Genomic DNA, 12,521 nt, shown 5'->3' on the forward strand with positions numbered 1-12,521 from the left:
CCTGCTTATCTATTCTATTCGTAATTTTCGTTTTATTTTATCACAAAATAATTCTAAATTTTTGATCTTTATACCTAATCTTATGTACCTGCCTCAGGCACTGTCAAGTAAAAAACTAAGCTTTTGTTTTAATAGGATTGAAATCACAGTTTATTTCGTGATCATTAATCAGTCCAGCTGCCTGCAGATAAGAATAGATACAGACAGGTCCGACAAACTTAAAGCCTCTCTTCTTTAAATCTTTCGAAATTTTTTCAGACAAATCTGTCTTGCTCGGCACATCCTGATAGTGTACTACATTGTTATTAATGCTTTTACCGTTAACAAAAGCCCAAAGATAGCTGTCAAAACTAGAATATTCTTTTTGAAGTTTTAAAAAGGCCTGGGCATTAGCTCGGGTAGCATAAATTTTGAGTTTGTTGCGAATAATCCCAGGATTCTCCAGCAGCCGATCTAAATCCTGATCTGACATACGGACTACTTTTTGGGCATCATAGTTATGAAAAGCTTTCTTGAAAGCAGCGCGCTTATTGAGAACGGTCTCCCAGGACAGCCCTGCCTGATAGGTCTCTAAGCACAGCAGTTCAAACAGCTTTTGATCATCGTGAAGCGGCTGTCCCCATTCTTGATCATGATAGGCAATATACAAAGGGTTGTTTTCTTTAACCCAACCACAGCGTTGCATAATATCTCCTTTTTAGTGTAGACAATTATTTAATGAGCATTTTTAAGGCTGCCTTAATGTAATTTTCAGCAGTATCCTGAGTTCCCTCAAAGAAGGCACGAATTTTTTTCAGTTCCTTAGCTTTATATCCCAGTGCTAAAAGAGCTTCCATGGCCTCTTCCAAATCCTGATTTCCCTGTGTTGTAGACTTATTCTTGGCAACTGTCGGCTGCTGAGTATCAGCAAACTTGCCAGCCAAATCTAAAACCATTTGCTGGGCTGTTTTTTTCCCGATTTTTGGAAATTTCATTAAATAGGTAACATCGCTATTATCAATAGCGGCTACCAAACCGTCATTGTCATCAGCTGCAATAATGGCAAGTGCAGAAGTCGGGCCAATCCCTGAGACTGAAATGAGATTAAGGAAAACAGACTTTTCGTCTTCTGTATGAAAGCCGTAAAGAAGTTGAGCATCTTCACGCACCACCTGGTGCAGATAAATTTTCAATTCTTGATTCATCTGCTCTGAAAAACTATAAGGGTTGGCAACATTGATGATATAGCCCAGACCACCCGCTTCAACAACAATATATTTTGCGGTGATTTTCGTTAATTTTCCTTTGATGTAGTCAAACATGTTTTTCTTACCTCTCTTTAATCCCTATCAGTATAGCATAATTTATGACTTTTCGAAAAACTGTCGACTAAAAATATATGCGAGTTTAAGGAAGAATGATAAGTTTCAAATTTGCCGAGATATCAATGTGCCAGACTTCTTTTTCATGGTTAGATTATTAGTATTTTCCCAGTTCTCGTAGGCTGGTATGGTTTTCCTGAATTCGGCGGAACATCTTTTCCATGTCAGACTTGGTAAAATTGACTAAAACCGGCCGACCGTGCGGGCAGTTGTAAGGATTTTTACACTGGGACAACTGATTCAAAAGATTCCTAGCAGAATAGTCGTCTAAGGTATGGTTGGCCTTGATACTACGCTTGCAGGACATCATAATAGCCAGCTCTGCCCGGTATTTTTTTATAGATACTTCATTTGTCAAAAGCAGCATATCGCACATTTCATAAACAGCTGATTCAATTTCTTTTTCCTGCAGCCAGATAGGGTGCTCTCTTAGAATGAAGGTGTTTTCTCCATAGACTTCCAGGTAGATACCGACTTCGTTGAGAATCGGCATTTTTTCCTGCAGGGTCATAAAATCATTAGCCGGAAACTCAAACAAATAAGGTACCAAGAGCTGCTGTAAACTACTGTCAACCTCTCCGATTTTTTCACGGTAATACTCATATTTTACACGTTCCTGTGCAGCATGCTGATCAATAATATAAAGGCCGCCTTCCCCTTGAGCAAAAAGATAGGTGCCGTGCATCTGGCCAAAATAATCCAGCTCGGGGAAAGATGAAGCTTCTTCATTTTCCAAATCTTTAACAAGTTTGCTGAGCTGTTGCTTCTGACTTTTATCCTTTAAGACAATATCAGGGTGGTCTTTGTCATCCTGACTATAGGCTCTGCGCTCGGCATATTTAACGGTACTGGTTGCTGGGCTGTCAACAGGCTCCTTTACAGAGTTGTCAACCTGTGTAAACTTGGCTGACTCTTCTGCAACAGTTGTTCCTTCTGTTTCTTTAAGGAAAAAATCATTTCTGTCCTTATCATAATAAATACTGGACTGCTTCAAAGGCAAAGAAGTTTGTTCTGCCTTTTGATTGTGACGGGTGCTGGCTTTAGCCAGATTTTCCAAAGCATCAGGAATTAAGTCTTGTTCCCGGAGGCTGTCAGCAATAGCTGAGCTAATAAGCTGCATCAGCTCCCTTTCCTTAGAGATGCGCACTTCCTGCTTAGTAGGATGGACATTGACATCCGCCAAGTAAGGATCGATCTGAATATCAATAACCGCAATCGGAAAACGCCCTACCATCAGCTTAGAACCGTAACCGTCTAAAATTGCCCGATTCAGCAGAAAATTCTTAATATAGCGTCCATTGATGAGAATGGTGATGTAGTTGCGGTTGGCTCGTGTCAGCTCTGGCAGGCTGATATAGCCGGATACCTCAAAATCAAGGTCAGCATTGGAAATTTCAATCATCTTTTTAGCCGTATTCAGGCCGTAAATGCCTGCAATAGCTTGGCGTAAATCACCGCTGCCTGAAGTTTTCGTCAACTCACGGTCGTCATTAATTAAAGTAAAAGCAATTTCAGGGTGGGCCAGACTAAGACGGTTAATCACATCAATAATATGGGCTAGCTCAGCCTGCAGACTTTTCATGTACTTAAGCCGAGCTGGAGTATTGAAAAACAGATCTTCGACCGTTATTTTTGTACCGACTGGTGTACTGACGGCTTCTTCTTTTTCAACCTTACCCCCGTTAGCAAGAAGAAAGGTCCCGTGGTTTTCTGTCTCACTGGCAGTTTTTATGCTTAAACGGCTGACTGAGGCAATGGAAGGAAGAGCCTCCCCACGAAAACCAAGCGTCCGAATTCTAAAAAGATCAGCCTGACTCTTAATTTTGCTGGTCGCATGACGGTGCAGGCTCATAGCTACATCATCTTCCTCAATTCCGTGACCGTTATCTGTCACCTGAATCTTTTTAAGTCCTGATTCCTCAATTTCTACTGTAATCTGGCTGCTGCCCGCATCAATAGCATTTTCAACTAACTCTTTAACAACACTGGCTGGTCTTTCGATGACTTCACCAGCAGCAATTTGATTGGCTAATATTTCTGGCAATTCAATAATTTTTGACATAAGTTACCTCACTAGAATGTGTTTATTATAACATAAAACAAAGGAGCAATCCCATTTGAGATAGCTCCCTTGCTATAGCATATCTTTTAAATCAAAGAGAGCATTCATAGCTTCTCTTGGGGTCAGGCTGGCAACATCCAGCTGCTTTAATCTTTCCAACAAATCTTTATAGTCGTCATTAATATTAAAGAGCGATAGCTGTTCTTGGGCAGGCTGCTCAGGGGTTTTGTCATTTTTCAGATTAACCGAAACGGCAGCACTAGTCTTTTCCAAATCTGCCAAGATATGATCGGCACGGTTCAATAAACTTCCAGGCAGACCGGCAATTTTTGCCACATGAATTCCATAAGATTTATCTGCCGGACCATCTGTGATTTTGTGCAAGAAGGTCACTTCGCCGTTTTTTTCTAGAGTTGCAACATGGACATTGACAAGGTTTGTCAATGTAGTTGACAGGTCTGTCAACTCATGATAGTGAGTAGCAAACATGGTTTTAGCTCTAATTTTATCATGAATATACTCAATAATCGCCTGTGCCAGAGCCATCCCATCATAGGTAGCTGTTCCGCGTCCCAGTTCATCAAAAAGAATCAGAGAGTTTTCGTTAGCATCCTTGATGGCATGATTGGCCTCCATCATTTCGACCATAAAGGTGGACTGTCCAGAAATCAAATCGTCTGCTGCACCAATGCGGGTGAAAATAGCATCAAAAACAGGCAGATTAGCCGATTCTGCTGCAACAAAGGAACCCATTTGTGCCATAATTACAGTCAGGGCAAGCTGACGCATGTAGGTTGACTTACCGCTCATGTTGGGACCCGTAATCAGCTGGATATTGGTATTTTGATCCAACTGAATCGTATTAGGAATGTATTCCTGAGAACCCATAACTTTTTCAATCACCGCATGACGACCCTTTTCAATGCTGATGACCTTGTCATCATTAAAAACCGGCCGGACATAGTGGTTGTTTTCAGCGACCACTGCCAAGCTTTGCAGAACATCAACAGTTGCCAAGTGTTTAGCTAGTCTTTGCAGACGCTTAATATAGGTTTCAATCTGTGCTCTGATCCGCATGAAAATATCATATTCTAAATTAGCAGATTCCTCTCGCGCTTCCAGCATCTCACCTTCAATTTTAGCCAACTCTGCTGTACCAAAGCGCTCAGAATTTTTCAGGGTGGCCTTTCTGAAGAAATGCTCAGGTACCAAAGCTAGATTGGAATTTGTGACATGGAAATAGTAGCCGTCTTTTTTATTGTAATCAATTTTTAAATTAGAAATTCCGCTGGCTTTTCGCTCTTTAGCTTCAATATCAGCAATCCACCCTGTTCCCTCACGCATGACTTTACGGTATTTATCCAATGTCTCATCAAAACCTTCACGGATAATGTTACCTTCGGTAATTACCATTGAAGCATTAGGATCAATGGCTGAGCGAATCAGTTCTTCTAACTCTGGAAGAGGATCAATTTGACTAACTAAATCCTCCAAAGCAGGGCTGGCAAAACTTTCTAAAACAGCTTTAATGACTGGAACCTGAGTCAGTGTTTGCTCCAGCTGCAAAAGGTCTTTAGGATTGGCTTTGCCAAAAGAAACCCGGCTGGCCAAGCGTTCAATGTCGTAAACTCCTTTTAAACTGTCGCTCAAATCACTGCGCTCAAAAAACTGATTCAAAAAAGCCTGAATAATATCCTGACGCTTATTGATAAGCTCACGATTTACCAAGGGACGATCAATCCAAGCCCGTAAAAGCCGAGTCCCCATAGCTGTCTTTGTCTCATCTAAAAGCCAGTAAAGACTACCATGCTTTTTCCCGCTGCGAGCATTTTCCAACAAGTCCAAGCTGGATTTGGTGGTGTAGGTCATCTGCAGATAATCTTTAATTTCATAGTGCACAAGCTTTTGCAAATGACTGAGTTCTCGTTTTTGGGTTGTGTGCACATACTGCAAAAGCTTACCAGCCGCAGAAAGCTCTAAGTCAGTCAGCTGGCTGTCCAGCAGATGAAGGTCCTCATAAACTGTTTTTTCAACAGACAGCAAAAGATTCATCTGCTTACGGAAAAGCTGCTCTTTTTCCTCATCAAGTTCAAAGCCAAGTACAAGCTCACGCGCCTTGAGATTAAGCACCTCGCTCCTAACCGCTGTTAAATCGGCTAAAGTCGTCGCATAAAACTCTCCAGTTGACAAATCCATATAAGAAAAGCCAAATTGGCTGCCATCTGTATCTAGGGCAGCCAAGAAATTGTTAGAACTGTCAGGTTTGCTAGAATCAACAAGTGTTCCTGGGGTAATCACCTGAACAACTTCGCGCTTAACTACGCCAACAGCTGTCTTTGGATCCTCCATCTGCTCGGCAATAGCAACCTTATAACCCAAATCAACCAAGACATCAATATATTGCTGAGCTGAGTGGTAAGGCACTCCCGCCATAGGAATAGGGTTGTCTGCATTCTTATTGCGGCTGGTCAGGCTGATTTCCAAAATCCTAGCAGCCTTGATGGCATCATCATAAAACAGTTCGTAAAAATCTCCCATGCGGAAAAGCAAAAAAGCATCTGGATAATCTTCTTTGATATCCAAATACTGTTTCATTCCCGGAGAGAGTTTTTCCTTAGTCATTTCCTAACTCCTCATTTATCCTGTCTTCCAGCGTTTTTGTGACATATTGTAAAAGATCGCTGGCATCCTGCATTTTAAGTCGATAATCCTCAACAATTGGAAGACCGTCTAAATCTTTTCCTAATTTCTCTGCCTGTTTATCTGCCTCTTTTTGAGCTTTTGTCTTTTCAATCCTTTGAAAAAGCACAGCATCCTGCTGATAGGCTTTCATTTTATAGGCTAAACGACTGAGCTCTGGCAGACTTTTCATCTTTTTTTCAGCAGCCTGATAGGCTTTGACACTGTCGTGTTCTCGCAGCAGAGCAGTCAAATGCTCAAGAGCCTCTTCAAATGAACTCATAGACCTGAAAGAATATCATTTTCCAGCCGGCTGGCAGTTTCTTCGTCTTTACAGATGACCAAAAGAGTATCTGCACCGGCAATTGTTCCTAGAATTTCAGGATTTTTGCCTTCATCAATCAAATTGGCCAAAACACCAGCCTCACCCAAATTTGTATGCAAAACCAGCATAAAACCAGCACGATCTGCTGTTAAAACATAGCTCAAAATAAGGGAATCAAAATAAGATGACTTCCCTTCTGAAAGGCTGTAGCGAAGCCGGCCTGACTCATCTCGAAATTTTAATAGGCCTATTTCGCGCAAATCTCGTGAAAGAGTTGCCTGCGTGACTGAAATCCCTTCTTTTTGCAAATGGGCTTTTATCTCTTCCTGAGTGCCGATATGGTTCGTTTGAATGATACGTTTTATCTGCTGCTGACGATCTTTTTTATTCATTAACTTCCTCAATTATCCAATTATCTTTAAAATTATATCAAAAATTGGAGTTTTTTTCATCCTTTCATTGTTTAAAAAAGTTAGTTGGAAAGATTGCAGATTTTTTGCAATTTTCAGCAAAAGCCTAGTAATTTATGTTAAAATAAAATGATTACTTTTGAGGAGACAGAAATGGATAACAAACAATTAGTTGCAAATGAACTTGCTAAAGTTATTAACGATTTAGATATTGATGGTATTTTTAATCTGCTGGAAAAGCCTAAAAAATCTAACATGGGGGATCTGGCCTTTCCTGCATTCAGCTTAGCTAAGACAATGCGCAAAGCACCGCAAATAATTGCCAGTGAGTTAGCTGAGCAGATTGATGTCAGCCATTTTGAAAAGGTTGAAGCTGTAGGCCCTTATATCAACTTCTTTCTTAACAAAGCAGAAATTTCAGCCAAAGTCCTAAAAGAAGTGATCGAAAAAGGAAGCAGTTATGCGCAAAAATCTATTGGTCAAGGCCGCTCCATTGCCATAGACCTCTCCAGTCCTAATATTGCAAAGCCTTTTTCTATCGGTCACTTACGTTCAACTGTCATCGGAGACGCCCTGTCCAATATTTTTCAAAAATTGGGATATAAAACCATTAAAATCAATCATTTAGGTGACTGGGGCAAGCAATTCGGCATGCTGATTGCAGCCTATAAAAAATGGGGAAACGAGGCAGCAGTTAAAGCCCATCCTATTGATGAACTCTTAAAACTCTACGTTCGCATCAATGCTGAAGCCGAAAAACATCCAGAAATTGATGAAGAGGCCCGCGAGTGGTTCCGTAAATTAGAAAACGGTGATAAAGAAGCGCATGAGCTCTGGCAATGGTTCCGCGATGAAAGCCTCGTCGAATTCAACCGCCTTTACAAGGAGCTGGATGTTCAGTTTGACAGCTACAACGGAGAAGCCTTTTACAATGATAAGATGGATGAAGTCGTTGAGCTGCTGACCGAAAAAGGGCTCTTAGAAGAGTCTGACGGGGCTCAGGTTGTCAATCTTGAAAAATACGGCATTGAACACCCTGCCCTAATCAAAAAATCCGATGGGGCTACACTTTATATTACCCGCGATTTAGCAGCTGCTCTTTACCGCAAGCGCGAGTACGACTTTGCTAAAGCTATCTACGTTGTCGGACAGGAACAGGCAGCCCACTTCAAACAATTAAAGGCTGTACTTGAAGAAATGGGCTATGCTTGGGGGAAAAATATTGAGCATGTCTCTTTTGGTTTAGTGACTAAAAATGGTCAAAAGTTATCAACCCGCAAGGGCAATGTTATCCTGCTGGAACCAACTATCAAAGAAGCCGTCAAACGCTCCTTGGCGCAAATTGATGCCAAGAATCCCGATTTGGCAAACAAGGAAGAAGTTGCTCATGCTGTCGGTGTCGGAGCCATTAAATTTTACGATCTGAAAACAGACCGCAACAACGGCTATGATTTCGATCTTGAAGCCATGGTTTCCTTTGAAGGAGAAACTGGGCCTTATGTCCAGTATGCCCATGCCCGCATTCAGTCCATTCTTAGAAAGGCTGACTTCCAGCCTGATGGGAAGGCCGTTTACAGTTTAGATGATGCCGAAAGCTGGGAGATTATTAAACTCATCCAAGCATTCCCGGATATCATTAGCAAAGCAGCGGACAATTTTGAACCGTCTGTTATTGCTAAATTTGCTATCAATCTTGCACAGAGCTTTAATAAATTCTATGCACATACACGTATTCTTGATGACAGTCCAGAGCGCAGCAGCCGCCTAGCACTCAGCTATGCAACAGCTGTTGTTCTCAAAGAAGCCCTGCGTCTGCTTGGGGTAGAGGCACCAGATGAAATGTAATTTCATAAAAAAAGGATTTAGATATTCGTCATAATATTTAGAAATTAAAAAAGAAAAAACATGAATTCAATTGCTGTTTGAAGCTTTGAATTCATGTTTTTTTATGACTTATAAGCAGATTTCCGCTCCCGCCTGCTAATGACGAAGTCAGGACTGATAATCTCTTCAACATTTAAAATTGAAATAAAGGCGTCCGGATCTAGTTCTTCCATCACTTCTTTTAAAGCCCTAACATCTGAAGGGTTAAGAGCAACATAAAGCACATTTTTTTCCTTGCCGGAATAGGCTCCCTGTCCTTTCAAATAAGTAACCCCACGGTTAAGTTCTTTGAGAATCACTTCAGCTACTTCCTTATGTTTATCTGTAATAATCAAAACACCACGAACAGAATAACCGCCATTTTGAACCAAGATAACAACCTGACTGAACATGAAACTAGCAATCAGCGCGTACATCATCTGAGGAATGGATACATAGGTCAAAGACAGCAGCATAACAAAGATATCAAATCCCAGCAGAGCCTGACCAAGCGGAATACCATACTTATCTTCAATAATGCGAGCAATAATGTCTGAACCGCCAGTCGTTCCTCCGTAACGAAAAACAATACCACTGCCAATGCCTGAACAAATACCGGCTACCAGCGCCACTACCAGATAATCATGCTGCAAATCAATATAAAGGGGAATTCTCTGAAAGACATAGACAAACAAATACATCAGTGTCGTTCCGTAAATAGTGTAAAACATGGACTTGCGTCCAAAAATATAAACACCAAGAAGCAGCAGCGGCAAATTCATCAGATAGCCCGTATAGGTCGGATCAATTCCCAAAAGAGCATGAAAGACCAGTGTTAATCCAGCGATTCCACCTTCGGCGATATGATTTGCCAAATTGAAATTGACAAAGCCAAAAGCATAGATTGCTGTTCCTAAGGCAATAAAAATAAAATTCCTCAGATGTAACGTATAATCTATTTTCATTGGAGCTCCTTAAATCACAAAATAAAATCTAATCATCTTCCACAAAACGGCCGATAATATTGACATTATCCGCAACAGAGACAAAAGCTTCCTTATCCGTCTTTTTCATGATGTCCTTAAAATCATTGAATTCCGCGCGCGTGATAATCGTGATAAGAACAGCCTTGTGTTCATGATTGTAGGTGCCTTCAGCATCATTGATAATAGTCACACCGCGGTTAAGCCTCTTATGAATCATGCGAATGACACGGCTGGGTTTGCCAGTGATAATCATGGCCTGCATCTTCTTTTGCTTAACGAAAACAGCATCCGTCATTCTGCTGGATACAAAGATGGTAACCATCGAATACAGGGCATACTGCCAGCCAAAAGTCATGCCCGCAACTGCCATAATCAAAACATTGACCACCAGAGAGACTGTCCCGACCTTACGTCCCGTTTTTTTACGGACTAGAAGACTGACAATGTCCGTTCCGCCGCTTGAGACATTGTTGCGAAGCGCAAAGCCAATGCCAACCCCCATAACCAGACCACCAAAAATAGCATTCATCATGGGATCAGGTGTCAGTGTCATCTGAGGAATGAACTGAATGAAGAGTGAACTCAAGGTGACTGTAATAAAGGTAAAAACGGTAAACTTATGACCGATAGTATACCAAGCCATGACTAACAGCGGTATATTAACAGTGTAAAAGGTCACTGATACAGGAACAGTGATGTTCGTGTATTCAGCTGACAAGGCCGACACAATCTGCGCCAAACCAGTAGCACCGCTGGCATAAACCTTCCCCGGCTGAAAGAAGAAATTCACCGCAATAGAAGACAGCAAGGCATAAATAATAGAACCCGAAATCCGCTCACCATACTTTTCCCGCGAAATAGACGAGAGCACATGGATGAGCTGATAACGCTTGGCTAGGCGTTTGAGGCGGTGTTTAAAAATGATCACAAATTTATTTTTAGTCATTGTTTTTAGAAGGTTCTAATACATTTAAAGAAAGTTCATCGAGCTGCTGATCAGACACGGGACTTGGAGCCTGGGTCATTGGATCAGAAGCCTTGTTGTTCTTTGGAAAGGCAATGACTTCACGAATATTGTCCTTACCAGCCAGCAGCATAACAAAGCGATCAAGCCCAAGCGCTAAGCCGCCGTGAGGAGGAAAACCATAATCCATGGCTTCCAGTAAAAAGCCAAATTGCTCCTGAGCACTGTCCTTTGTAAAGCCGAGGGCTTGGAACATGCGCTCCTGCAGCTCTCTTTGATTAATACGCAGGCTTCCGCCACCAAGTTCATAGCCGTTAAGCACAATATCATAGGCGACAGCCCGAACCTTGCTTAGATCTCCCTCAAGTTCTTGAGCCGTATCTGCTTGCGGCAGTGTGAAAGGATGGTGAGCACTGGTATAGCGGTTTTCCTCTTCTGACCATTCAAACATAGGCCAGTCAACTACCCAGAGAAAATTAAACTTAGACGAATCAATGAGACCCAGCTCTTTACCCAAGTGATTGCGCAGCGCTCCCAAAGCATTATTTGCCACATCCAAACTGTCTGCTACAAAGAGGACTAAATCATTTTCTTCCAGTTGTAAACCTTCTGTCAACCTATCAGCAAGCGGCAGAAGGAATTTCGCGATAGGACCTGTCAAGTCCCCATTGCTGTATTTAACCCAAGCTAGGCCCTTAGCACCAAACTGCTTGACAAAGTCTGTCAACTTATCAATAGCCTTGCGGGAATACTGATCAGCAGCATTTTTAGCCACAATAGCCTTGACAGCGGGAGCTTCTGCAAAAACTTTAAAATCAATTCCCTTGACAAGAACTGTCAAATCTTGTAAAAGCATGTCAAAACGAGTATCAGGCTTATCCGAACCATATTTATTCATGGCATCATCATATGTCATTCGTGGGAAAGGAAGGCTGACATCAAGATCTTTCGTATCTTTCATGACTTGGGCAATCATGTCTTCTGTAATATCTTGAATGTCCTGATCTGTCAAAAAAGAAGTCTCCAAGTCCACCTGTGTGAATTCTGGCTGGCGATCACCCCGCAAGTCTTCATCACGGAAGCATTTAACAATCTGATAATAGCGGTCAAAACCAGCATTCATTAACAATTGCTTAGTAATCTGCGGGCTTTGAGGAAGGGCATAAAAGTGTCCACGGCTGATACGACTCGGCACCAGATAATCACGCGCCCCTTCCGGCGTAGACTTAGATAGCATAGGTGTTTCAACATCTATAAACTCCTGCTCATCCAGATAATTGCGGATTGAGTGGGTGACTTTGGCACGCAATTTAAAGTTTTCTAACATCTCAGGACGCCGCAGATCAAGATAGCGGTAACGCAGACGCGTTTCATCTGCAACTTCCACACCATCCTTGATTTCAAAGGGAGTTGTTTTCGCAGTGTTGAGAACTGTCAGCTGGCTCACTTTCAGCTCCACAGCTCCAGTTGGAAGTTTATCATTGACTTGTTCGCGTGCAGATACCTGTCCCGTCACTTCAATAACAAATTCATTACGAAGACTTTCAGCAGTTGCCATGACATCCGCAGATACTTCTGCTGGATTGATAACCAGCTGCATAATGCCTTCACGGTCACGCAGATCGATAAAAATAAGGCTTCCCAAATCACGTCGGCGACCAACCCATCCTTTCAAAGTCAGTTCACTTCCGATGTGTTCACTGCGAACACGGCCAGCATACATAGAACGCTTCATAAATTAAGATACCTGAATCGTTAAAATAGCTTAAGAGACTACTTCAAGCGGCAGCTGCCGCGGCAAAAAACAAGTGAAAACTAGATCGCTCGCCCGACATTTTCCCTTCGCCAAGCAACTCTAATCATTCTCCAGC

General features: G+C 41.9%; 10 protein-coding genes. 1 reads left to right on the forward strand and 9 read right to left on the reverse strand.

All coding sequences use genetic code 11. The annotated features are described in order from the left end of the window. Positions 1-115 precede the first annotated feature (115 nt). The 6 genes from SCSH_RS06745 to argR form a co-directional block, all read right to left on the reverse strand. Complete coding sequence (locus SCSH_RS06745) at positions 116-685, reverse strand: DNA-3-methyladenine glycosylase I (RefSeq protein ID WP_082581958.1); 570 nt, start codon at positions 683-685, stop codon at positions 116-118. A gap of 25 nt (positions 686-710) precedes the next feature. After that, positions 711-1,301 carry a Holliday junction branch migration protein RuvA gene (gene ruvA, locus SCSH_RS06750; RefSeq protein ID WP_057491131.1) on the reverse strand — a complete coding sequence of 197 codons (591 nt, stop codon included), beginning with the start codon at positions 1,299-1,301 and terminating at the stop codon, positions 711-713. Positions 1,302-1,458: 157 nt separating this feature from the next. Further along, positions 1,459-3,423, reverse strand: a complete 1,965-nt coding sequence (mutL, locus tag SCSH_RS06755; RefSeq protein WP_057491132.1) for a DNA mismatch repair endonuclease MutL — start codon at positions 3,421-3,423, stop codon at positions 1,459-1,461. 72 nt (positions 3,424-3,495) lie between these two features. Then, on the reverse strand, positions 3,496-6,045 hold the full coding sequence (gene mutS / locus SCSH_RS06760) for a DNA mismatch repair protein MutS (protein WP_057491133.1): 2,550 nt from the start codon (positions 6,043-6,045) through the stop codon (positions 3,496-3,498). Continuing rightward, complete coding sequence (locus SCSH_RS06765; protein ID WP_057491134.1) at positions 6,038-6,385, reverse strand: YlbF family regulator; 348 nt, start codon at positions 6,383-6,385, stop codon at positions 6,038-6,040. Before SCSH_RS06765 ends, mutS begins: the two co-directional genes overlap by 8 nt. After that, positions 6,382-6,819: an arginine repressor gene (argR, locus tag SCSH_RS06770; protein ID WP_057491135.1), complete on the reverse strand. Its 438-nt coding sequence runs from the start codon at positions 6,817-6,819 to the stop codon at positions 6,382-6,384. The genes SCSH_RS06765 and argR overlap by 4 nt, the downstream gene beginning before the upstream one ends. Before the next feature lie 171 nt (positions 6,820-6,990). Here argR and argS point away from each other — a divergent pair, with 171 nt between their 5' ends. Further along, positions 6,991-8,682, forward strand: a complete 1,692-nt coding sequence (gene argS, locus SCSH_RS06775; protein ID WP_057491136.1) for an arginine--tRNA ligase — start codon at positions 6,991-6,993, stop codon at positions 8,680-8,682. A 101-nt stretch (positions 8,683-8,783) separates the two neighbouring features. On the opposite strand, the gene SCSH_RS06780 is transcribed toward argS, so the two are convergent. From SCSH_RS06780 to aspS, 3 genes are read right to left on the reverse strand one after another with little or no spacing between them, the layout of a single operon-like run. Further along, positions 8,784-9,665, reverse strand: a complete 882-nt coding sequence (locus SCSH_RS06780) for a YitT family protein (protein ID WP_057491137.1) — start codon at positions 9,663-9,665, stop codon at positions 8,784-8,786. A gap of 28 nt (positions 9,666-9,693) precedes the next feature. Further along, complete coding sequence (locus tag SCSH_RS06785) at positions 9,694-10,632, reverse strand: YitT family protein (protein ID WP_057491138.1); 939 nt, start codon at positions 10,630-10,632, stop codon at positions 9,694-9,696. Then, positions 10,625-12,385 carry an aspartate--tRNA ligase gene (aspS, locus tag SCSH_RS06790; RefSeq protein ID WP_057491139.1) on the reverse strand — a complete coding sequence of 587 codons (1,761 nt, stop codon included), beginning with the start codon at positions 12,383-12,385 and terminating at the stop codon, positions 10,625-10,627. Before aspS ends, SCSH_RS06785 begins: the two co-directional genes overlap by 8 nt. Positions 12,386-12,521: the final 136 nt, after the last annotated feature.

The organism is Streptococcus orisasini, assembly GCF_001431045.1.
In the GTDB taxonomy this organism is placed as follows: Bacteria; Bacillota; Bacilli; order Lactobacillales; family Streptococcaceae; genus Streptococcus; species Streptococcus orisasini.